Consider the following 22141-nt stretch of genomic DNA (forward strand, 5'->3'; position numbering starts at 1 on the left):
CTTGTTAGTTAGACTGGTGATACTTTTCCTGATAGTATCTCCTGATTCCATTACTGAGAAGATAAAAAGTCAACATTGTAAAAGTAATCATCCCAACAGTTGATAAAATGACCCATTCAGCTGTAAAAACATCCTGATGAATATCTTCTAATAATGCCGGCCATATATAAGATCCGTTTTCAGTTGTTACTGTTCCACCGCGGACTGACCAGAATTCATTCTGAAAAAATACACCTACAAGTGTAAGCTGAGCAATCAAAAAGAGTGTTTTTCCCAAATCATTTATAAAGTTTGTTAAGGCTGTGAGACGAAGTTCCGGCCAGAAGTAGTATTTAAAGAGCGTCCAGTTTGAACACCCCGTAACAATACCAGCTTCAAAATAAGCCTTTTTGGCACTTTCATCCATTGACGTTTTGATCAATTCCGCTGTTCTGCCTACTTCTACTGCAGCAATAATGAATATAAGCCATAAATAACGATTTTCAGAAAACATCACAAATGGCAGTCCTGCGAAAAAAATAACAAAAAAGATAGATGGCATAAATGAAAACAACTGGCTCCATAGTGAAAGCACCCCTCTAATGGACTTAGAGTAATAGCCTCCAATTCCAAGCAATGCTGCCAATATGAATCTGATGGCTACAATGGACAGGATAATGTACAGTGTTTCCTGCGCTCCATCTACCAGTAGACTGAGCACATCTCTCCCTTCCCTGTCAGAACCAAGTGGTGTTTCCGCTGAAGGCGGGAAAGGAGCAACTTCAAACCCGTTATCTGTATAGCGTGCTCCTGCGATCGTCCGGTCATTATCAATGATTGGAAATAATGGTCCTATAAAAGTCAGGAATAGTAAAAACAACAGCATAATGCCGCCAGCAGTCAGGTGTCTATTCATCCCTTTTCACCTCTTTCATGTGGCAGAAGAAGTCCTCTGGCGATCTGACTGATCACTCCGGCGATTAAAATAATGACCGTAAAGAAAAATGTATAGGCAGCAATCGCAGCTGTATTTACACTGAGTGACTGCGCGTCGACAATGTGATTGACAACAGATACATATTCTTTAAAATAATAAGCCGCTCCTCTGTACTGAGTCAGAAATTCAATCACAAACAAATTCGAAAGCAGATAAAGGACGATGATGTTTGTATGGATAAATAACTTTGCAAGACCATTTCTCAGCATATGTATGTATAGCAGCTTAAATGGTGATACCCCTTTTGCTCTAGCCGTTTTGATATATTCAGCACCATGTTGATCGCTCAAAGCTGAAAACGTCACGTTAGCGATATAAAACAGTGGGAAGATTGACAGGTAAATGATATTCATGATGACTGCCTCCGGACTTCCGGCGCCATACAGGCTTAACCCTGTTATAATGCCTTTTACATTTAAATACATCAGCCCCATCTGGATCATAATGATATAGAATAAATCAGGCACTGAAAGTCCTAACCATGTGGTTTGTAAACCTATCACTTTACGCTTGCCATGCCGTGTCTGAAAATCGAATACTCCCTTTGCCACTCCAAGGAAGATGCTGAGAAAAAACGCAGGAATCACTAATAACAGGCTGCGCTGCATCATGTCCCACGCATGAGTCAATAATGGCTGATCATATCTGTCATAACCGAGCCCTTCTCCATTAAAGAGCGGTTCAAAAAACTGTTTGATATTGTCGCCATGTAAGCTGATTGAATAATGATAATGTCCTGTAATAAACTCACCGGAAGGACCATATTCAATCTCCATTTCTCTTGGTATTAAGATAAATAACATTAGTAATGTAAACGCAAGTACCCATTGAACAATCGTTTTAAATATGCTGAATAACAATTTACTAACCCCCGTTATGCCACTCTTCTGAATATTAGTATAACGGAAATATTTGGGTAACGAAACTAAGAAAATAATGAAGAATAACAAAAAGACTGAAAGATAATGGAATCCTTTCAGTCTTTTATCACATTTCCCAGGAAATATTTTAGATCCCGAGATATTCTTCCAGTGTCAATCCACTGTTATATACTTTTGTCGCAAGGTCTTTGCCAAGGTAGCGGAAGTGCCATGATTCATACTGATAACCGGTGATGTGCTCTTTTCCGGCAGGATAACGCAGAATAAAACCGTATTGATGTGCGTTTTCCGCAAGCCATTTCGCTTCATCAGTATCTTTAAAGCTGTCACTTGCCCAGTGTTCCTCCTGGTCTTCAGCACCGATATCAAAGCCAAGTCCGGTCTGGTGTTCAGAGTATCCCGGTCTTGCACTGAATCTGTCAGCTTCCTCCTGACCATGTTCATCTACGTAACGGTTATACAGGTCAGTCTGGTAGTCATATGACCGGTATGTACTGAATGCCACAAGGCTGAATCCTGCTTCTGATGCGGCTTCCTGCATATCATCGTATGCGGCACGCGCTTCAGGATTTTCTCCCGGTGCATAATCTGTCGGAAGCGGGTATTGTTTATTTGCAATGAGTACACCTTTTACGTAGGTTGGTTCATCCATTGTCTCAGGGGTCCTTTCCGGTTCTTCAGGATATGCAGTTTCACTGTCTTCAGTGAGCTCTTCTGCACGTGTAATTTCTTTTACATCTTCATCTATCGTGCGTTCTTCATGATTGTTTTGTGAAATTGATTGCTGTAATGATATGCCAAACAGACCTTCAATTGCTTCTTCAGGAGACCAGTTATATGCGCTTAAAGCACCTAATGAAGCACCGGCAAAAATTGTGACGGCTGCACCGAGTGCGATCCACCATTTTGTTCTTCTCTTTTTTTGGTTATTTTCCAGTCTCATGCTGTTCAGGACCCTTTCTAATTGCGTTTCTGTACATTCTTTCAGTTTATCAAAAAAGTCGTGATCTATGTAGTGATTCGGAAAATGTCTTTAAATGTTTGGAATTTGATTTTGGAACCGGTTCACTGCGCTTCGGGCGGGCGCTTTCCGCGGCCGGTCCGGTGAGCCTCCCGCCTTACGCTCCGTTCACCTCTATAAAGCACGACATTAAGATGAAGACTCTTCATTCATCGTCTTAACAATTCTTAGTTCACCTTCAAAAATGTTTAACAACACGTTCAAAAGTGAATCATACAAGAGTAGTTTAAATTCTTTAATACATGAAATGGAGATGAGATTGATGGCAATTTTGACGAGTACTGCAACTGCTAAGAATGGTAGAAATGGACATGTGAAATCTTCAGATGATTTAATCCAGCTTGATCTGGCAATGCCGGGTGACGGTCAGGATCCGGAAGGCAAGTCAAACCCTGAGCAATTATTTGCAGCCGGCTACTCAGCATGCTTTGATGGTGCATTTAATCTCATGGCGAAAAATGCGGGTAAGAAAGTTGATTCTACGACGACTGCCCACGTAAGCCTGAATAAGGATGAAAAAGATGATGGTGTGAAGATTTCTGTGAAGCTTGAAGTTGAAGTAAGTGGTGTATCACAGGATGAAGCAGAGGAGCTGCTGAAGAAAGCACACGATTTCTGCCCTTACTCAAAGGCTACACGTGGAAACATTGATGTTGATTTAGAAATTAAAGCGGTATAATACAAAACAGCTGCCGGAAGTGAATCATCACTTCCGGCAGTATTTTTTTGATAAAAATTCTGCTGTATTCCCGTTCATTATTCTGTTTTCAAATATGCTATACTAGCTCATGGCAAACTTTCATTTGCCGGATGGAGCGTGATTTGATGAAGGCACAATCCTGGCTTTCTATTAATTTCTTTACTTTCTTTTTTACATGGGGCATTTTCCTTCCTTATTGGACAGGGTGGCTTGTCTATGAAAAGGGTCTGACGGTTGCTGCGGCAAGTTCAATTATTGCAGCAGGATTATTTGCGCGGTCATTCTCTACATTATTTTTATTCCCGGAGCTCAGCAAACGATTTTCGCTGGCCTTTTTAATGAAGGCACTGCCGGTTCTTTCAACGTGTATTCTGCTGCTGTTTTTACCTGTAGACAGTTTTACCGGGCTGATGCTTGTAATGATTTTATTCAGTTTGTTTTATCCTAATATATTGCCAATGATGGAGAGTAACGCTTCTCTGTTGATGCGTACAGACAATATCCACTATGGAAGAAGCCGTTCATGGGGGTCAGTCGGTTATACGGTCGGGTTGATTGTTGTCGGACTTGTAGCAGCAATCTGGACTGAATCTTCTATTTTTGCTGTGATGGCTGTCGGATCTGTGATGATGATTGCCGGGGCTTTTCAGTATGCGCCTGACGCACTTCAGGAAAAGGTCAGTCCGAAACGCGGCAGTTATAAAGCTGTATTCAAGACGCCCGGGTTTATACTTGTCATCACCATTTGCGTGTTGATCCAGGGTGCTCATGCTTCTTATTATAACTATGGATTTATCTACCTTCAGGAATTAAATGTCTCCAATGCCTACATAGGTTTCATTTTAAATATCGCTGTTTTATCTGAAATTGTGTTTTTCGCTGTTGCGGATAAGTTTTTCAAAAACCGACCCGCAGCATTTATGTTTTTTATCGCGTCCATTGCGGCTGTTGTCAGATGGGCGCTTGTCGGCCTATTCCCATCACTGTGGATTTTCCTGATTACACAGCTGTTCCATTCTCTGACGTTCGGCCTTGCACATTACGCATTTATCCGCTATCTGTACAGGTCAGTGGATAAGCAGCTGATTCCGACTGCACAAGGTGTGTATGCGTCACTTGGCATGGGGCTCAGTGCCGCCGTGCTGACACAGGTTGGCGGCCTTCTGTATGACATTGACTCAGGTCTTGCTTTTACAGGTATGAGTATCGCTGTGGCACCGGCCATTCTGCTGTCAATTGTTATGTATCAGAAAAGAATTGCGTAATACCCCCATATAATAAAAAGCCTGCCGTATATTTTAGTAAATCAAACATACGGAGGCTTTTTTTATGAAAAAAGAATCTTCTTTTAATAAAGAACACGTACTTTCACTGATTGATTCAATTGACCGGATGGTAGCTGCAAGACAAAGAGACCGTGAAGCACTTGTTGCGTCTCTTGATGAAATCCAGAAAACGCTGGATGCTTGTGATAAGCGGATTAATAAGATTAAGAATGCGTAAGAAAAGCTGGGACGGTTGTTCCGGCTTTTTAATCGTTTCACTGCGCTTCAGGCGGATGCTTTCCGGACGGTGGTTGCTGAGCCTCCTCGCCTTCGGCTGTGGGGTCTCAGCTTCCCACTAATCGTCCCGGAGTCACCGCCTTCCGCTTCGTTACACTAAGATTTTACTATTCAGATTATGTAACTTTCCATATCTCATTCTTTATTATAAATCTATTAAATTCATAGAGCCTCAACACACAACCTGATCGCTGCATTCAAATCCGCCTGGGACCAGCTTGGGAGTCTTCTTGATTCGACTGCCATGTCATGGGAGGCAGGGATGTGAATAAAGCCGGATGGGATGTTTCTGCCTTCTTTCTGAAGGTGATAAAGCATTCTGTACATGACATGATTACAAAGATAGGTTCCGGCAGAGTTTGAGATACTTGCCGGATATCCATGCTCGTGCAGACGCTGGACCATCCCGCTTACCGGAAGCGTTGAAAAGATGCCGTCTGGCCCGTCTTCCGCTATTTTTTCACCTGATGGTGCATATCCGCTGTTATCCTTTTCACCGTCGTTACAATTGATTGCGATTCTCTCCGGTGTAATATGCGTGCGCCCGCCGGCAAGTCCAAGAGAGATGACAGCATCCGGCATTACTTCTTCATAAAACCCAATGACCTGATCTCCTGATTTATTGAAATCCACTTCCATGATGCGGCCGGCAATCTTCCAGTCACCGATCACCTGACCATCCAGTTCTTTAATGATTTCCATGGTGGGATTCTTTTTAAAATGAAGAAATGGTTCGAATCCTGTGATTAAAAGTGTTTTCATATGATGTACTCCTCTTTTTCTTTCAGCTTATCACTTTATTTCGCCAAACGAAAGAGCGAACAAAAAGCTGGATCTGTCTGATCAGACAGATCCAGCTGTATTCATTTTATTGTTCAGTGTCTTCTTCAGCGTCGTCTTCCATTTCATCTGTTTCTTCTTCCATTTCGTCACCTGCGTCTTCAGCACCGTCTTCCATCTCATCGCCGGCGTCGTCCATACCTTCTTCCATGTCCTCACCAGTATCCTCAGTATCCTCTTCCATGTTGTCATCAGTGTTTTCATCCATCGGTGCTTCTTCTTCTTCCATGTTTGAATCCATTTCCTCGCCGTCATCACCGCATGCTGCTAATACACCCAGACTCAATACGCCTGCTGCGCCAACCTTCATCAACTTTTTAAAATCCATGTAGATCCTCTCCTTTTGGGTATTGCGATTTTGTTCATATCTATCTTTACCCAAAAGCGGTTTTCAGAAACGCTGGAAGCACATTACATTTAAGTAAATATTGTTTCTCCGGTGTATTACTTTGTTGACGGCAGATAATCATTGACGTGGTAGAGTTTGCCGTTTACAAGCTTTTCTTTTAGCAGAATGTTCACCAGAACGCCTGCTACATCTTCCGGCTTTCTCAGCTTTCCCTGCTCCTTATACTGCTGGAACGTTTCTACTGCCGCAAAGGAAGCAGCATCTGTTGATCTGATTTCCTCCTGCATACCAGTGTCCATAATACTCGGACTGTAGGAAATGATGGTATGACCTTCATCACCCTGCTCGAGCGCTGCTGTTTCTGTGAAAAGGTTCAGCGCTGCTTTTGTACTGCCATACACACTCCACCCGTGATTCGGTTTATCCGCAGCGCCTGATGTGATATTGACGATCACCAGTTCAAAGCCGATTTCATCTGCCAGCCTGAACGCAAGGTTTGCCCATGCAGCCGGTGCTGTATAATTGAGCGCAATTGCGGTTTCGATAGCTGAAGGATCCATATTTCCTACTGTTTCCATCGGCTGAACTGTGCCTGCATTCTGGATCAGATACAGCTTTGTAAGATCTTTCTGCTCCTCCGTCCAGGACCTTAAAAAGTTAAGGGATTCAGAGAGAGAAGTCATATCCACCTGCTGATGCTTGTAGAACTGATTGCCTTTCATACTGCTGTTTCCGGATCTTGAAACATCTGTCACTTCTATATCACGGTCAATCAAATGAGTGACGATTGCCGCTCCAAGTCCTTTTGATCCACCTGTTACCATTGCTTTAATCATTGTTAGCCTCCTTTAATTCTTTGCTTTGTTAAAATTGGCTGTTGATTTCCGCTTCAGGAGGACGCTTTCCGTGGACGGGCGCTGAGCCCGAAGGCTTCGCCATGCCTGATCTCACCTGTCCCTTCCGCTCCAATCATCAGCTGTGCAGAAACAATAATGGGCATTAATATAGCGTAACCCTTGAACATTTATTTCTGATTATCTTCAACCGGACATAGAATCGGGATATGGCTGCTTAGTACTTCTACTGTTAATGGTACATGCGCACCCTCGTCCCCATCTACATTTGATATCAGGTCTGTCTCTGAATTCACGTGTACTTCTTTTGCTTTAAAATACTCGACATTTTCATCTTCTTCAAGCTCACCCTTCAGCAGTGCCGTCATAATACTGATCAGCTTAAAGAGAGGTACGTCTTTGATGACAAAACAATGCAGATGACCATCATTGACTTCAGCGTCCGGCGCAAGTTTTTCAAAACCGCCGACTGAGTTGGTTAGCGCCATTAAAAATAACAGTGCACTTCCCTCCCATTTCTGACCGTCGTATGTAATATCCGCTTCAAAGGGTTCCTTTTCACGGATCGTTTTGAATCCTTCGATCATATAAGCAAGCGGTCCAAGCTTTGTTTTCTGTTCAACTGATACACCAAATGTCGCTTCTGCAATCCCGCCGAGTGCAATAATATTCATAAAGTAGCGGTCGTTAATCCGGCCGATATCCACACGCTTTGTCTCAGCTGTTTTTAATTGCTGTATCGCTTCTTCCGGGTTCATTGAGATATTCAACGCACGTGCAAAGTCATTAACTGTGCCCAGCGGAACGATCCCGAGCGCCGGCTGGTATTCCTGTTTTGCAAGCCCTGTAATCGTTTCATTTAATGTCCCATCGCCACCCATCGATACAACGAGGTCAAAGCGTTCACGACATGCCTCTTCTGCAAATCGTGTGGCATCGTCTTCTTTTTCTGTTTCCTTTAATGTAATGTCAAAGTTCATTTCCTTTAACACTTCAAGTACAGATTCTTTATGATCAAGCGCTTCTTCTTTACCTGAAGAAGGATTTAAAATCAGCATCGCTTTCTGCATTCTAAAGACCTCCTATAATTGTGAACGTTTTCTCTATATCTTTCCTTTTTTCATCCATGACGAAACCGGTTTGTTGCCGTATAATGAATATTGTTGATTTTACCAACTTAAAAGGAGCATGTCTGTATGTTTGACTGGAGAAATATATTCCGCGGGATGGCGATGGGTGCAAGTGATGTTGTGCCGGGTGTCAGCGGCGGTACGATTGCCGTTCTTCTTGGCATTTATGATCAGTTTATCAATGCTTTGAGCGGCATTACAACGAGAGAATGGAAAAAGCACCTGCCTTTTTTAATTACACTTGGGGCAGGAATGGGTATATCAATTATTGCATTAAGCAACCTGATTGAATGGCTGCTTGAAGTTCATCCACAACCTACTTATTTCTTTTTCATCGGATTAATTGGCGGTATTTTACCTTATCTGCTGAAAGAATCTAATGCAAAAGAGAATTTTAAGGGCAAACATATTGCGATGCTGATTGTTGGTGCAGTGATTGTACTGATTATCGGTTTTTCTAACCCTTCTGAAGATGGGGCAGTTATTACAAACCTGACTGGTCCGAATATGCTGTTACTGTTTGGATCCGGCATTCTGGCAAGCTCAGCGATGATGCTGCCTGGTATCAGCGGATCGTTCCTGCTGCTTGTCATTGGTGTATATAACACAGCCATTGCTGCTGTGAGTAACTTTAATCTTCCTGTTATTGCTTTAATCGGTGCGGGTGTGGCATTCGGTTTTATTTTTACAAGTAAGCTGATCCGCTATCTGCTGAACCGTTATCCGGTGATGATGTATGCATTTATTATCGGGCTTGTCTTCGGCTCACTGTTTGTCGTGTACCCGGGACTGGCGCTGACAGCCGGCAACATTATCATGTGTATGATTACACTTGCTGCGGGCTTCTACGCGGCAGTCCTGCTTGGCAGAAGCAGCTGATCAAAGGACCTTTTCCTGTTATGGGAAAGGTCCTTTTTGTGTGTTGTGAAGCTGGTTGCTTTGCCGCGTGCTGACAATGATGGTGAAAGAGAAATTTGGACTTTACCATCAATTGCAGCACCTATTCCATCAATTTCAAATAAATTCCTTCAATTTTGAAACAGATCCCTTCAATTTCAAATTAATCCCTTCATTTAGTGAGTGCTTGCCTATATTCCCATCAATTATGACAATTATCCCTTCATTCAGCCAGCTGATTCCCTCACCCCTGATTACTTTTACATCAGCAGATCTGAAACTTATCAGCCCGCAGTACGTATACTCTACTACACAGACTGTTCTTGAAAGGAGCATCATCATGCATTCAGAAGACCGTCTCGTTGCTGCAATGATTTATTTCACAAGTACCGTTACGTTTATTGTCGGGCCGCTTATCCTCTGGCTGATCAAAAAAGATGCCCCCTATGTCAGGGAGCACGGTTATGCCTATTTAAATTTTGCTGTCAGCTACTTTTTATATCAGGCAGCTGCAGGCTTTTTATACTTCATCGGCATTGGAATCGTGATTAATTCCGTGCTGACTGTGTTATGGATCGTGTTTGCGATCATCGCCGGAGTGTATGCGTTAAAAGGTGAAGTATTTAAGATTCCGCTTGTGATCCGTTTTTTCACACCTTAACACTACTCAAGTCTTGCAAGCTTTTGGGCCAGTTCTCTTGCTTCGGCTTTGGATTCATCGAGAATCTTTTCAGCCATATCAGGGTACTGGCTCATTCCTTCACAGATCACTGAATCATATTCTTTAATGCCGAGGAAGCGCATTACTTCGCGCAGATAATCCTCTGAAAAGTTGAGTCCTGTTCCTTTATAGACGCCGCCGACTGACTCGATGTGTACGGCACGCTTGCCTTCAATCAGCCCTTCCTGACCGCTCGCTGTATAACGGAATGTTTTACCCGGAATACATAGTGAATCAATGTAAGTTTTCACTCTCGGCGGGAATAATAAGTTCCAGAACGGTGTCACAAATACGTACAGATCTGCTGCCAGGAACTGATCCAGCACATCATCCATTCTTTTTACTTTTTCTTTTTCTACCTCTGTGAACGCCTCACCCGTACGATGTTTGCCCCAGGAGCCCAGCACATCCTCATCAATTTCCTGAAGATCCATTTCATAAAGGTGTGCGTATTCAACGTCTACACCCTGCTCTGCTTTTTTCAGTTCTTCTATAAACGTATCCGCAATCTCTTCGCTGACTGACTTCTTCGTACGCGGATTCGCATTTATATATAATACTTTCATCACAATTCCTCCCTAACCTTAATATCCTGCTTCTTCTATTTTAAGCGATAATGTTCAGGTTGCCACGTATCAGTGCTTAATCTTTGTAAAATTCAGACCTTTAGCGGAGAAAATGCTTATCTTTACATACTGACAGCAACTTAAAGTGCCTCTTTTATGAAATGTACCGTATAATGAATAGAAAGAGATTGAATGTTCAAAACTTTTAACAGCACACCACAGAGAAAGGTCTGATATCCATGGTGAGAATCGAATCTTACGAAAAACAGCCGCCACTTTTAAAAGAAGTGACCGTCACACTCCATTATCATCGCTATGACCATGACTATGAAGGGTGGAATCTGTGGGTATGGCTTGAAGGTGAAACCGGACATATGGTGGAGTTTTCTGAAGAAGACAGCTATGGAAAAACAGCTGTTTTTGCCTTACAGAGCACTGAAGAAATCAAGCGTGTCGGTTTTATTATCCGAAAAAGCACAGAAGAAAATGACTGGGCAGGCAAACGCTTTGATGACCGGTTTATTACTTCATTTGACCCGTCAGGCCATGCAGAAGTCTGGCTGATGCAGGGAATGGAGCGAATCTATGAAAACCTGAATGATGTGACTGTTTTTCCCGGCATTATCAGCGCAAAGATTGATAAATGGGATGAAATTTCCGTTCTCACTAACCTTTCCTTTGATTGGGAACACGACAATCTCCACGTCGCCCTTCATGGAGCTGAAATAAAAAAAGTCCGCGTTGAAAAGGATAACGCCGGCTCAGATCTTGCAAACCGTCTGGTCATTAAAACGAAAAACAGACTTTCCCTGACAAAGCAATATCAGGTGAACCTCTCCCATTTCGGTTATTGTGATGTTACATTCGGTGACATTATGCGTACGAAAAAGTTTGATCAGACGTTTAAATATGATGGTTTTCTCGGGTCTCAATATTCACCTGAACAAACTTCCTTCTGTTTCTGGGCACCCTCTGCCCGGCAGGCTGAAATAAAGCTTTTTAAGAATGGTGAAGTCTTTTTATTCAAGATGAATCATGGTGAGTGCGGAACGTGGCATATCGACCTTGCAGGTGACTGGGAGGGTGCCCACTATCTGTACCGCGTCCGCATCGGGAAAGAATGGCGTGAAACGCAGGATCCTTATGCAAAAGCCGTCAGTGTGAACGGCACCAGAAGTGCTGTAGTAGATCTGGGAAAAACAAACCCTGCATCCTGGAAACCTGTTACGCGTACACTTGAATCTCCCGTGGATGCGGTGATCTATGAGCTGCATATCCGTGATGCGACGATACATGAAGACAGCGGGGTATTCAATAAAGGGAAATACCTTGGTCTTGCTGAACAGGGAACTGTGACAGCGCATGGTTTTTCAACCGGACTCGATTATTTGGCAGAGCTTGGCGTCACACATGTACAATTACTGCCGTTTTATGATTACTGGACAGTGGATGAGACGAAGCTCGATCAGCCTCAATATAACTGGGGCTACGATCCGAAGCATTTCAACGCACCTGAGGGATCGTATTCTACTGATCCGACTCACCACGCACTCCGGATCAAAGAACTTAAGACGCTGATTCAGGCCATTCACGACCGTGGCATGAGTGTGATCATGGATGTCGTCTATAACCATGTTTATGATGTTGCAAGGTCTCCTTTTCACCAGCTCGTTCCGGGTTATTACTTCCGATATACCCGAAATGGAAAACTGTCAAATGGGACTGGTGTAGGAAATGATACAGCCTCTGAGCGCGCAATGATGAGGCGATTTATCGTAGATTCTCTTGTTTACTGGGCAACGGAGTATCAGATTGACGGCTTCCGGTTTGATCTGATGGGTATTCATGATGTAGAAACCATGAGAGCTGCCAGAAGTGCTCTGGATAACATTGATCCTGCCATCATGATGCTCGGTGAAGGCTGGGACCTCCAGACTGCACTCCCTGATCATTTAAAAGCAAATCAGTATCAGGCGGATCAGATGAAAGGCGTCGCCCATTTTAATGACGCACTGCGCGATCATTTAAAGGGAAACACCTTCTCAAAACAGGATAACGGCTTTATCAACGGCAGAATCGGCATGAGATATCACCTGCTTCAGGGCGTGTCTGCCGGCATGAAAGTGCCTTATGACAGAAAAACATTTATCTCACCCGAGCAGGTCGTCAATTATGCAGAAGCCCATGATAATCATACACTTTGGGATAAACTCTGCTTTACAACACCAAATGCAAACATGAGCGATCATAAAAGGATGCACAGGCTTGCTACCTCGATCATTCTGTTATCCCAGGGCGTTCCTTTCCTGCATGCAGGTCAGGAATTCATGCGGACAAAATACGGAGTTGAAAACAGCTACCGTTCACCTGATGAGATCAACAAGCTCGACTGGCACCGCCGTGAAGAATTCAATCAGACCGTTAACTTTATTAAAGGGTTAATCAGGCTGAGAAAAGCACATCCCGCTTTCAGAATGAGAACGAAAGATGACATCGTGAATCAGATGCATTTTCATGCGACGGACGAGAGGTTAATTGCGTATGACCTGACCCCTGCTGAAGGACGCTATGAACGTTATACCGTCATCCACAACGCGCACGGCGGACCGGTAAAGTATCACCTTGATTCAGCTGGTCCATGGCATATCCTTGCTGACGGGATCCATGCAGACAGTGAGCCGCTCGGTGTCTTAAGGTCAGACGTGGTTGAAGTGAGCCGTCACAGCACCTATGTCCTTGCCCTTCCGTTTAATTCAATGGATAGTCGGGAATAATCTACTATCCAATTGAGAAGGGTTGATGATCAAATGCTTTATATACTTGCTATTTTCCTGCCGCCACTCGCGGTATTATTCACAGGCAGATTCGGTTCATTTCTGCTGAATATCCTGCTGACGATCCTCGGCTATATTCCAGGACTGATCCACGCAGTGATTGTTGTACGCGATGAAAAACATAAAAAAGATATGCAGCGCTATATGCAAAAATCATAGTGAGATCAATGCCGGGAGCATACAATCTATTTTGTGATGAAAAATGAATTTTATATTGAAATCTAAGTGCAGCGGAGCGTAAGGCGGCGACTCCGGGACGAATAGAGGGAAGCTGAGACCCCGGAAAGCAAAGCTTGAGGAGGCTCAGCAACCTCCGTCCGGAAAGCGTCCGCCTGAAGCGCAGCGAAACGATTGGAGGATGAGACATTTTTGTCCCATCCTCTTTTCATTCAGGAGGGAAAAAGATGACAGACCCGTTTTCTTTACATGCTGACGTAAAACATGACATGACCAATCAGATTCAGACATACTTTCTTAATGAACACGATGAAGAAATCGGTCAGCTGAAAGCCACACTGATTCTTGATTTCTTTTTAAAAGAAATTGCCCCTGCCGTATATAACCAGGGAATTGCTGATGCACATCAATTTTTAGAGAAAAAGCTTGAGGACCTGTTTTCCATCCAAAAGTAAGACGCGTCCTTCTTTACAAATCCCGAGTAGCCTTATACGATATAAGTAGTTAAATATTTTAATCAAAGGAGCTCATCCTATGGAATATGATAAGCAGCAAATCAACCGTCTGAAACGTGCTGAAGGGCAGATAAAGGGTATCTTACGCATGATGGAAGAAGGCAAAGACTGCAGAGATGTTGTGACTCAGCTTTCTGCTACACGTACGGCACTGGACCGCACAATTGGTCTGATCGTGGCACGCAACCTTGAGGAGTGTCTGCGTAACGCTGAAAAGGGTGAAGATTCAGCGGATTATATTAATGAAGCTGTTCAGTTACTGGTGAAGTCGAGGTAATGCATGAGGCTGGGACATAAAAAATGTCTCAGCCTTTTTTAAGTCGTTTCGCTTCAGGCGGACGCTTTCCGGACGGAGGTTGCTAGGCATCCTCGCCTTCGGCTGCGGGGTCTCAGCTTCCCTCTAATCGTCCCGAAGTCGCCACCTTACGCTCCGCTGCACTAAGTTTCATTTTAATAATAAGAGTTGTCAGAAACTCATTTCTCACCTTTTGTCCCAACCACTTTATTTTGCACGGCCACGCTATGCGGGATTTTTTGAGGAGGAATAGACAATATGGCAACACAGCGTCTCAATTAAAAAAGTATGACGCTGCGATCAAGCCAATAATAATAACGAGTATCAGTATGCCAGTCCCCTTCCACCCTAATGAACCGACGAGATCGGAAAGATTACTGCCATGAATACCGCTTGAAGCACTTCTCAACTCTTTTTGCCTCAACTTTTCTCTTCTATCCCCAGCAGTTTGTTTCTCTTCACTCATACGATCCACTCCTTCTGCCTCGATTATTTTTTTTGTTTTTATTACGTGGGCTATTCTCTCTTCTGTTATTCTCCTGCTTCAACCAGTAGCGAATCCCTTTTCCCGCCAATGGTTCATCATGATACCTGGGGATAACGTGCAGATGGCAATGGGGGATCTCCTGATTTGAGACCTTCCCGACATTCCACCCAATTGTGTAGCCATCAGGACTGACAGTTTCCTGTAAGACCTTTTTCGCTTCATGAAGCATATTATATGTATCGTTCCACTCTTCTTTCGTTAACTCAAATATATCCTGTCTGTGTTTTTTCGGGACAATTAACCCGCTGCCTTCAAGGACATCCTGATGTCTGTTATGCTGCAAAAAATAACAGGTTTTGCTTTCCAGCACGATCTGCTGTTCAATATCCTGATGCGGGTTACATAATGGGCAATTCAAATCGTAAGACATATTTCTCCTCCTGAAGTAAAACTGACGCCAAAATAAAAACCGCCGGGCTCATGTCGGCAGTTTTATGCACCCGGTCTGATCCGGTCCTTGTATCTCGCAATGCTTTTTTCAACGCTCAGTACAAGCTGCTTTTCCTTACGCCGCTCATGCCATTTCGTGACAAGAGAGTGAAGAAACATCAGCCCGATAAATGGAACAATGCTTATGTAAATAAAATGAGACTCTCCCTGGAAAATCTCCTGCAGGATAAACCACCAGTAACCGATGTAAATGATCGTGAAAGTAAGATTTATGAGCCCTTCGCCTGAAGATCTGCTTCTTTTTTTACGCATTCATTCACCTGCTTTGCTATACAAGATAGTCTAATCCTATCATAACTTGTCAGAAAATTCATTTCTTTTCTAATTGGCTTTATTAATGTTGACTGTTGATTTCCGCTTCAGGGGGACGCTTTCCGTCGGTGGACCGTTTTTTGGTCCTGTCCTTGAGCCCGCAGGCTTCGCCATAAGCCTCACCTGTCCCTTCCTGCGAGCCGCCCCCTTACGCTCCAATCAACAGCTGTGCAGAATCAACAATGATCTTTAACATGGTTTTCTCATTTAAAAAATCCCGCCGGAAGCGGGATTTTTAATTAGCGGCTGTATTAAACACCTGATCCAGGTACTGAATACTTCCGCTTAGAGAAATTAAGAGCATGACCATCATCACGAGTGAAATGAGCAGCAGGACTGCATATAGAATATCCTTCACTCTGAGGCCCTCTTCTTTTCTGTGCTGGAATGCAAGTATTACACGCTGCAGAAGGTACACAGCAAAAATACCGAGTGTCAGTGACAGTACCCAGGACTGGATCGCACGATTAACTTCGTCCTGAAACAGTAAGTATCTGAGTGTATTATCGTCATTGACTTCAACTGTTACATCTTCTTTTACAAACGTTCCACGCTCAAGCGTTAACTGCTGTGTGCTTTCGTCATAAATATAGCCATAGCCGCCCGGATATACATTCAGTGTGACTGCTAATGTAATCAGCAGAATGATAATGCTGTAACCGCCGGCTGTGAACCAAAATGATCGTTTACTTTTCATTCAATCAGGCCCTCCGCTTTAAATCAGCTAACGTTTATTCTATCAGACTGACAGCCCAATCGTAAGTCATAGCGATTTTTTCACGAAATTACAGAAATTTCACCCTATTTCAGACTATTTATAGTAGAATACATAAGTACTAATGGGGTATATATCTAGTAAACAGCGGTAGTGTTTAAAGAAACGGCTCACCTGATGTATAATGGGATGCAGTCCGTTACAAATTATTTTTTAAGAATATGGGGTGCTGATATGACACAGGCTAATGTAGGACAGAAAGTTAAATTTACACGCCATGGATTTGATATCACTGGCGAAGTGACAAAAATTCTCGAACGATCTGTGATTGTAAGTATATCAGAAGAGGACGCTTTGCTTTTAGATTACGGTACAAACTTCACAGTTGTTTCGCATGAAAATTATAAAGTGGTAGAAAAAGCTTAATGATTTTATAGCAGCGGCGTCTGCCTCTATGTAAAAATCTCCTGTCAGGATGCTGACAGGAGATTTTTAGTATCTGCAGCCAGCGCTTCTGCTGACGCATACTGCTCAGGATCAAAATTGAGCATCAGTATAAAAATAAGAATGATCATCACGATGACAAGTGCTACAATTGCAATTACGCTTTTTTTACCACTCACATGCTTCAACTCTTTTCTGTAGAATGTATGGTTAGCAGCATATCCACGTGAGGAATGCCGTCATCAAGATATTCTGCCGAGATTTCTTCAAAACCGAATGAACGGTAAAAATCTCTTAAGTAAGTCTGCCCCTGCAGCATAATCTCTTCAGTGCCCCACTCCTTCATCAGATCAATTGACTGTTGAACAAGCAGGCGGCCAAGCTTGCGGTTTCTGAATTCCTCGAGCACAATAATTCTTCCAATTGAGGCCTTATTATACTTTGTCCCTGCCTTCATCAGTCTTGCATATGCTGCAAGCCTGCCGTCAATCCTCAGCTGAAGGTGCCAGGATTCAGGGTCATATCCATCCACTTCATGATAAGCACAGTTCTGCTCTACGACAAAAATATCCACGCGCGCTTTTAAAATATCGTGCAGTTCTTTTGCTGAAAGCTCGTCAAAGCGAGTACACTTCCATTCCATTATGGTTCCCCCGTTCTGCTTTTACATCTCCTCTCATTATATTAGAATGAGAGAGAAATTTCACATCATTGGAGGGATTGAATTGGAAAGTGCAATGGACTGGGTATTTCAGGTACTGTTTGGTATCGGCCTGTTATTTATCATCAGCTTTGGCATTGTCATTATGCTGTTACTGCAAAAAAAGAACTCTAACCGCCGGAAAGACGATTAGAGCTGAAGACTACTTATCTAAATCAAGTGACTGCGGCTCTTCTCCTGAATTCATCAGGCGAATAGATGTCGGTTCAACCTCAAGTACCACATACTTTGGATCATCCGGGCCTTCAAACCAGTTTGAAAAGCGTTCATTCCAGAGCTTTTCCTTGATCTCTTTTGAATCACGGATCACAGCTGTCCCTTCAACCTCTACATATGAATCGGCATATCCGTCTCCCTCATATCCGAGTAATACATGCACAAATGGATTGTCATCAATTTCTTCAGCTTTATGCGTATCAATACTCGTTGGTGTATGAAGCACATAGCCCTCATTATAAAAGGTCATATAACGTGAATGCGGACGGTTGTTTTTCACCGTTGCAAGCGTCCCTGTTTTATTATTTTCAAGTACATTTAAAATATGGTCCTTCAGTTCTTTCTGGTTCATGAATACTCCACTCCTTTTTCTGGTCATGGTTTTAGTATTTCCACGAAGTGGGGGATGGGAAACATTTGGAGGTGTTTTATTTTGGGAGGCGCAGTGGGGACGCCATACAAAAAACGCCCTGCCGCAGCAGAGCGTCTCAGATTTATTCAGCTAAAAAATACTCTTCAATGTCATCCAGCATCACATTTGCTGCAAGCACGCCGCCTGCTGTGTTCCAGATTGTGTCGCTTACTTCCTGGATGTTACCTTCCTGAACGACTTCGAGGTTCTGGAATAATGGGTCATTCAGCCAGTCTTCAGCGTTCTGGTTCGCTTCACCGTCTCCTGTTTCGTAAGTGAAGTAGAATAGGACGTCACCTTCCATCGCTTCGACACGTTCTTTTGTGACGCCGTTTTCTGAGAAGTCATCTACATCCTGCTCGGGTGGACGTGCAAAGCCGAGCTGATCCAGGATAATTCCTGAGAATGAATCTTTATGATAAATACGCGTGTCTCCTGCAAGGAAACGGACCATTGAGATTTCTTTTTCAAGGTGTCCGCCTTCTTCAAGCTGACCGCTCAGCTCGTCAACGCGTGTTTCAAAATCAGCCATGACCTGTTCGCCTTCTTCAGTCATGTTCAGTGCTTCAGCGTACAGTTCAAAGTTTTCCTGCCAGTCACCTTTCAGTGTTTCTGACATCACAGTTGGTGCAATTGCTTCAAGCTGCTCGTATACAGCTTCCTGACGAAGTTTTGTACCGATAATCAGATCCGGATCAAGCGCAGCAATGGCTTCAACATTTACTTCACTTTCTGTTCCGACTACTTCGACACCTTCCATCTGATCAGCAATATGGTCATACCACGGATCTCCAGTCCATGACTGAACAGCTCCTGCAGGTGTTACGCCCATTGATAAAAGAGCTTCCGTTCCTTCGTTTGTCAGGATCACGACTTTTTCAGGTGTCCCTTCAATTTCGGCTGTACCCATTGCGTGTTCCACTGTATATGTTTCAGCAGATTCCCCGCTGTCAGCTGCTTCTTCATCTGATGATTCAGATGAGCCGCCACATGCTGCAAGGATCAGCGCTGCTACACTCATTAAGAGTAATAGGTAACTAAACTTTTTCATATTCGTCTCTCCCTGTATATAAAATGTTGATAATGATTCTCACTACTATTTAAGCATAATCAACAGACTTCACAGTGTCAACAGCTAAATGAAAACCGTTTTCATTTAACAGTTTTTTCGATATAATAGACCTACTTGTTTGAGGAAGGATCTTTTATCATGAAATCTTCGAAATTCTTTACACTTTTTTCAATCATGGGTGCATTTGTTTTTATGCTGATTCTATTGTTTGCAAGTGTGAGGTTCGGTTACCAACAGACTTCGATGCAGCAGATTATTCAGTCATTCACTGCATTTGACGGGTCAAATGCCCATTTAATTATACAAAACGTCCGCATTCCAAGAGCACTGATTGCAGCTGCAGTTGGTGCAGCACTGGCTGTGTCAGGTGTGCTGATGCAGACGCTGACGAAAAACCCGCTTGCTTCCCCGAGTATTTTCGGGGTGAATGCCGGCGCAGGGCTTGCGGTTGTGATTGGGGTTACAGTGTTCAACGTCAGTTCTCTTAATGCCTTTGCAATTCTTGCTTTTATTGGCGCAGCTGTTGCGATTACAGCGGTGTTCGGATTGGGCTCACTTGACCAGAGAGGCTTATCACCGCTTCAACTGACACTTGCCGGCGCTGCATTATCCGCGCTTTTTGCATCAGTTACCCAGGGGCTTCTGGTGCTGAATGAATCAGCGCTCGAATCCGTGATGTTCTGGCTCGCCGGTTCTGTGCAGGGACGCGATCTGGCGCTGTTACAGACAGCTCTTCCCTACCTTGCTGCCGGCTTTATCATTGCGCTGGTCTTTTCAAGGTCCTTTAACATTCTCGCGATGGGTGATGATGTCGCAAACGGGCTTGGCGTGAAAACCGGTCCTTTAAAAATCTGGATCGGCGTTATTGTTGTGCTGCTGGCCGGCGGCGCTGTATCTGTTGCCGGGCCAATTGGATTTATCGGAATTATGATTCCCCATTTAGCGAGAAAGTGGATCGGAATTGATCACAGGGTATTGATACCAATGTCTGCCCTGCTTGGTGCAAACCTACTGCTCGCAGCTGATATTGCCGCAAGGTATGTGATTATGCCTCAGGAAATCCCTGTAGGCGTCATGACGGCAATCATCGGTACACCAATCTTTATCTATATCGCAAGAAGGGTGGGGACATCACAATGAGCCGTTTTAAATCTGTGCGTTTTGGTAAACGGGGTCCCTCCTTCCTGTTTGATCAGCGGACGATGCTGAGCGTAGCTGTGGCACTAGCTGTTGTGATCGGCGCATTCCTGATCAGTCTTGGATTAGGTGAAGTCTGGGTCTCGCCGCTTGATATTATAAAAGTGTTCTTAGGAATGGGGGAACCGCTGAACGAGCTGGTCATACGGGAATTCAGGCTGCCGCGTGTTCTGATCGCTCTGCTTGTAGGTGTAGCGCTGGCTGTTGCCGGTGCGATGCTGCAGGGAATGGTCAGAAATCCGCTCGCTTCACCGGATGTGATCGGAATTTCAGGCGGGGCAAGTGTCTTTGTTGTCGGATTCCTTGTGCTATTCAGCGATTCGAATGGGGCGCTGTCAGTTTCTATTCAGTGGCTCCCGGTTGCCGCCTTTCTCGGTGCATTGATTGCAGCTATACTTGTCTATATTTTTTCATGGAAAAACGGGCTTTCTCCGATTCGCCTCGTGCTGATCGGGATCGGCTTATCTTTATTCGCAAATGCCGTGACCACCATGCTGATGCTGATTGGTCCTATCTACCGGGCCAGCCAGGCAAACATCTGGATTACCGGGTCAGTGAACGGATCCACGTGGAGTCAGGTATGGATTCTGCTGCCGTGGGTCAGCGTATTGTTTCTTGCTGCGCTATTCATGGCACGTCATTTAAATCTGCTTGAACTTGGTGATGATATCAGCACGTCAATGGGCTCAATCGTCTCCAGACAGCGGATATTGATTCTGCTGATCAGTACCGGACTTGTTGGAGGTTCTGTGGCCTTTGCCGGAGGGATTGGTTTTGTCGGACTGATGGCACCGCATCTTGCAAGAAAGTTAATCGGATCCTCGTTCGGTTCGCTGATTCCAATGTCAGCGCTGATCGGGGCAGGGCTTGTCATGCTGGCTGATTTAATGGGACGGCTGATTGCTGCACCACTTGAGATTCCGGCAGGGGTATTCACTGCAGCAATTGGCGCACCTTACTTTATTTATCTTTTATTTAAAGAAAGGGGCAAAAAATCATGAATCAACAGGAACTTTTATCTTATATAGAAGACGCGTTTCCAGTCAGGTTCAGTGAAACAACTCTTGGGACGGAGTGGAAGCTTTCAGAATGGCTTTCAGAAGATACCGTAGCGGATGATCTTGCGTATATTCAGCGGATCCAGGAAGCCCCGAGACTGATGGTAGCAGGCTCCCTTTCAATGAAACGGACGGCCTTTACCCTTGTCAGTGTGCTGCTTGCCCATTATAAAAGCGGTGAAGCCTGGGACCTGTCTTCTTCTGATGTCAGACTCGTCCATGATCAGGATGCGCCATTTCAGCTAGGGGTACATCTGAGCGGTATTCAATCTTACGATGATCAGCCTGCGTGGGATGAATTGCTGAGAAGATTATACGCGGACTGGGTGAAGCCGTTGATTCAGTCTGTTGAGAAAGCCGGTAAAGTGAAGCAGATTGTGCTGTGGGAAAACTTTTTCATTTACCTGAGATGGTTCTATAAAAGTCTTGCCCCTGAGTTAAAAGGGCTTGAACAGCAGGACTGGGATTCGCACTGGCAGCAGATCGTCTCAGAAGATTTCTTTGGAGATAATGAGCCGAATCCATTTACCCATCTTGAACAATTCGAAGCAAAACGTAAGCTTGAGGATGCACGTGTCAGAAGCACGTGCTGCTATAAATATATGCTCCCGGGCAAGAAGAACTGCCGGACATGCTGCCTGATTAAAGAATAAAATAAAAAATGCGCTGTTCCCTTTTA

General features: G+C 44.0%; 30 protein-coding genes. 14 read left to right on the forward strand and 16 right to left on the reverse strand.

From position 1 onward, the window contains the following. Positions 1-4: 4 nt before the first annotated feature. The 3 genes from UFB30_RS13145 to UFB30_RS13155 form a co-directional block, all read right to left on the reverse strand. Positions 5-895 carry an ABC transporter permease subunit gene (locus UFB30_RS13145; RefSeq protein WP_322422151.1) on the reverse strand — a complete coding sequence of 297 codons (891 nt, stop codon included), beginning with the start codon at positions 893-895 and terminating at the stop codon, positions 5-7. Next, complete coding sequence (locus tag UFB30_RS13150) at positions 892-1836, reverse strand: ABC transporter permease subunit (RefSeq protein ID WP_322422152.1); 945 nt, start codon at positions 1834-1836, stop codon at positions 892-894. The genes UFB30_RS13145 and UFB30_RS13150 overlap by 4 nt, the downstream gene beginning before the upstream one ends. A 148-nt stretch (positions 1837-1984) precedes the next feature. Beyond that, positions 1985-2800 carry a M15 family metallopeptidase gene (locus UFB30_RS13155; protein ID WP_322422153.1) on the reverse strand — a complete coding sequence of 272 codons (816 nt, stop codon included), beginning with the start codon at positions 2798-2800 and terminating at the stop codon, positions 1985-1987. Positions 2801-3140: 340 nt separating this feature from the next. Between UFB30_RS13155 and UFB30_RS13160 the strand changes: the two genes are divergently transcribed. The 3 genes from UFB30_RS13160 to UFB30_RS13170 all read left to right on the forward strand — a co-directional run bounded on the left by UFB30_RS13160 (position 3141) and on the right by UFB30_RS13170 (position 5081). Next, positions 3141-3557 carry an organic hydroperoxide resistance protein gene (locus tag UFB30_RS13160; protein ID WP_322422154.1) on the forward strand — a complete coding sequence of 139 codons (417 nt, stop codon included), beginning with the start codon at positions 3141-3143 and terminating at the stop codon, positions 3555-3557. 146 nt (positions 3558-3703) lie between these two features. After that, positions 3704-4843 (forward strand): MFS transporter, encoded by a 1140-nt coding sequence (locus UFB30_RS13165; protein ID WP_322422155.1) that lies wholly within the window; start codon positions 3704-3706, stop codon positions 4841-4843. Positions 4844-4907: 64 nt separating this feature from the next. Beyond that, entirely contained in the window at positions 4908-5081 is a 174-nt protein-coding gene (locus UFB30_RS13170) for a hypothetical protein (RefSeq protein ID WP_322422156.1), read from the forward strand. Positions 5082-5302: 221 nt separating this feature from the next. On the opposite strand, the gene UFB30_RS13175 is transcribed toward UFB30_RS13170, so the two are convergent. From UFB30_RS13175 to UFB30_RS13190, 4 genes are all read right to left on the reverse strand, one after another. After that, positions 5303-5902 (reverse strand): pyroglutamyl-peptidase I, encoded by a 600-nt coding sequence (locus tag UFB30_RS13175; RefSeq protein WP_322422157.1) that lies wholly within the window; start codon positions 5900-5902, stop codon positions 5303-5305. A 106-nt stretch (positions 5903-6008) separates the two neighbouring features. After that, positions 6009-6308 (reverse strand): DNA primase, encoded by a 300-nt coding sequence (locus tag UFB30_RS13180; RefSeq protein ID WP_322422158.1) that lies wholly within the window; start codon positions 6306-6308, stop codon positions 6009-6011. Between the two features lie 116 nt (positions 6309-6424). Next, positions 6425-7165: an SDR family NAD(P)-dependent oxidoreductase gene (locus tag UFB30_RS13185; protein WP_322422159.1), complete on the reverse strand. Its 741-nt coding sequence runs from the start codon at positions 7163-7165 to the stop codon at positions 6425-6427. Between the two features lie 188 nt (positions 7166-7353). Next, on the reverse strand, positions 7354-8253 hold the full coding sequence (locus UFB30_RS13190) for a diacylglycerol/lipid kinase family protein (protein ID WP_322422160.1): 900 nt from the start codon (positions 8251-8253) through the stop codon (positions 7354-7356). A 126-nt stretch (positions 8254-8379) separates the two neighbouring features. On the opposite strand from UFB30_RS13190, the gene UFB30_RS13195 reads away from it, so the two are divergent. Next, complete coding sequence (locus UFB30_RS13195) at positions 8380-9192, forward strand: DUF368 domain-containing protein (RefSeq protein WP_322422161.1); 813 nt, start codon at positions 8380-8382, stop codon at positions 9190-9192. 358 nt (positions 9193-9550) lie between these two features. Beyond that, the gene (locus UFB30_RS13200; RefSeq protein WP_322422162.1) at positions 9551-9871 is read left to right on the forward strand and encodes a DUF4870 domain-containing protein; all 321 of its coding nucleotides are present in this window, start codon (positions 9551-9553) and stop codon (positions 9869-9871) included. A gap of 2 nt (positions 9872-9873) precedes the next feature. On the opposite strand, the gene UFB30_RS13205 is transcribed toward UFB30_RS13200, so the two are convergent. Further along, a complete protein-coding gene (locus UFB30_RS13205; protein WP_322422163.1) occupies positions 9874-10497 on the reverse strand; it encodes an FMN-dependent NADH-azoreductase in 624 nt (207 codons plus the stop codon). A 239-nt stretch (positions 10498-10736) separates the two neighbouring features. On the opposite strand from UFB30_RS13205, the gene pulA reads away from it, so the two are divergent. The 4 genes from pulA to UFB30_RS13225 all read left to right on the forward strand — a co-directional run bounded on the left by pulA (position 10737) and on the right by UFB30_RS13225 (position 14300). Continuing rightward, entirely contained in the window at positions 10737-13271 is a 2535-nt protein-coding gene (gene pulA / locus UFB30_RS13210; protein ID WP_322422164.1) for a type I pullulanase, read from the forward strand. A 33-nt stretch (positions 13272-13304) separates the two neighbouring features. Next, on the forward strand, positions 13305-13490 hold the full coding sequence (locus tag UFB30_RS13215) for a YqaE/Pmp3 family membrane protein (protein WP_322422165.1): 186 nt from the start codon (positions 13305-13307) through the stop codon (positions 13488-13490). Positions 13491-13735: 245 nt separating this feature from the next. Beyond that, on the forward strand, positions 13736-13963 hold the full coding sequence (locus tag UFB30_RS13220) for a DUF2164 domain-containing protein (protein ID WP_322422166.1): 228 nt from the start codon (positions 13736-13738) through the stop codon (positions 13961-13963). Between the two features lie 79 nt (positions 13964-14042). Then, positions 14043-14300 carry a metal-sensitive transcriptional regulator gene (locus UFB30_RS13225; protein WP_322422167.1) on the forward strand — a complete coding sequence of 86 codons (258 nt, stop codon included), beginning with the start codon at positions 14043-14045 and terminating at the stop codon, positions 14298-14300. 292 nt (positions 14301-14592) lie between these two features. On the opposite strand, the gene UFB30_RS13230 is transcribed toward UFB30_RS13225, so the two are convergent. From UFB30_RS13230 to UFB30_RS13245, 4 genes are all read right to left on the reverse strand, one after another. Further along, positions 14593-14784 (reverse strand): DUF6366 family protein, encoded by a 192-nt coding sequence (locus UFB30_RS13230; RefSeq protein ID WP_322422168.1) that lies wholly within the window; start codon positions 14782-14784, stop codon positions 14593-14595. Then, the gene (locus UFB30_RS13235) at positions 14777-15235 is read right to left on the reverse strand and encodes an HIT family protein (protein ID WP_322422169.1); all 459 of its coding nucleotides are present in this window, start codon (positions 15233-15235) and stop codon (positions 14777-14779) included. Before UFB30_RS13235 ends, UFB30_RS13230 begins: the two co-directional genes overlap by 8 nt. Positions 15236-15297: 62 nt before the next feature. Continuing rightward, entirely contained in the window at positions 15298-15567 is a 270-nt protein-coding gene (locus UFB30_RS13240) for a hypothetical protein (protein WP_322422170.1), read from the reverse strand. A 295-nt stretch (positions 15568-15862) separates the two neighbouring features. After that, the gene (locus UFB30_RS13245) at positions 15863-16324 is read right to left on the reverse strand and encodes a hypothetical protein (RefSeq protein ID WP_322422171.1); all 462 of its coding nucleotides are present in this window, start codon (positions 16322-16324) and stop codon (positions 15863-15865) included. A gap of 252 nt (positions 16325-16576) precedes the next feature. Here UFB30_RS13245 and UFB30_RS13250 point away from each other — a divergent pair, with 252 nt between their 5' ends. Beyond that, positions 16577-16768 carry a DUF2187 family protein gene (locus tag UFB30_RS13250; protein ID WP_322422172.1) on the forward strand — a complete coding sequence of 64 codons (192 nt, stop codon included), beginning with the start codon at positions 16577-16579 and terminating at the stop codon, positions 16766-16768. Positions 16769-16812: 44 nt separating this feature from the next. Here UFB30_RS13250 and UFB30_RS13255 read toward each other — a convergent pair whose 3' ends face one another. Further along, positions 16813-16965, reverse strand: a complete 153-nt coding sequence (locus tag UFB30_RS13255; protein WP_322422173.1) for a hypothetical protein — start codon at positions 16963-16965, stop codon at positions 16813-16815. A 5-nt stretch (positions 16966-16970) separates the two neighbouring features. Then, the gene (locus tag UFB30_RS13260) at positions 16971-17429 is read right to left on the reverse strand and encodes a GNAT family N-acetyltransferase (protein WP_322422174.1); all 459 of its coding nucleotides are present in this window, start codon (positions 17427-17429) and stop codon (positions 16971-16973) included. An 82-nt stretch (positions 17430-17511) separates the two neighbouring features. Here UFB30_RS13260 and UFB30_RS13265 point away from each other — a divergent pair, with 82 nt between their 5' ends. Further along, positions 17512-17640, forward strand: a complete 129-nt coding sequence (locus UFB30_RS13265) for a hypothetical protein (RefSeq protein ID WP_322422175.1) — start codon at positions 17512-17514, stop codon at positions 17638-17640. Positions 17641-17649: 9 nt separating this feature from the next. Here UFB30_RS13265 and UFB30_RS13270 read toward each other — a convergent pair whose 3' ends face one another. Continuing rightward, positions 17650-18075 carry a pyridoxamine 5'-phosphate oxidase family protein gene (locus UFB30_RS13270; protein WP_322422176.1) on the reverse strand — a complete coding sequence of 142 codons (426 nt, stop codon included), beginning with the start codon at positions 18073-18075 and terminating at the stop codon, positions 17650-17652. 142 nt (positions 18076-18217) lie between these two features. Further along, positions 18218-19186 (reverse strand): ABC transporter substrate-binding protein, encoded by a 969-nt coding sequence (locus tag UFB30_RS13275; RefSeq protein WP_322422177.1) that lies wholly within the window; start codon positions 19184-19186, stop codon positions 18218-18220. Between the two features lie 159 nt (positions 19187-19345). Here UFB30_RS13275 and UFB30_RS13280 point away from each other — a divergent pair, with 159 nt between their 5' ends. The 3 genes from UFB30_RS13280 to fhuF are packed head-to-tail and all read left to right on the forward strand — an operon-like array spanning position 19346 to position 22115. Beyond that, positions 19346-20347: a FecCD family ABC transporter permease gene (locus tag UFB30_RS13280; RefSeq protein ID WP_322422178.1), complete on the forward strand. Its 1002-nt coding sequence runs from the start codon at positions 19346-19348 to the stop codon at positions 20345-20347. Next, positions 20344-21405: a FecCD family ABC transporter permease gene (locus UFB30_RS13285; protein WP_322422179.1), complete on the forward strand. Its 1062-nt coding sequence runs from the start codon at positions 20344-20346 to the stop codon at positions 21403-21405. Before UFB30_RS13280 ends, UFB30_RS13285 begins: the two co-directional genes overlap by 4 nt. Continuing rightward, positions 21402-22115, forward strand: a complete 714-nt coding sequence (gene fhuF / locus UFB30_RS13290; protein WP_322422180.1) for a siderophore-iron reductase FhuF — start codon at positions 21402-21404, stop codon at positions 22113-22115. The genes UFB30_RS13285 and fhuF overlap by 4 nt, the downstream gene beginning before the upstream one ends. The last annotated feature ends 26 nt before the right edge of the window (positions 22116-22141 follow it).

Source organism: Jeotgalibacillus haloalkalitolerans (assembly GCF_034427455.1).
Classification (GTDB): Bacteria; Bacillota; Bacilli; order Bacillales; family Jeotgalibacillaceae; genus Jeotgalibacillus; species Jeotgalibacillus haloalkalitolerans.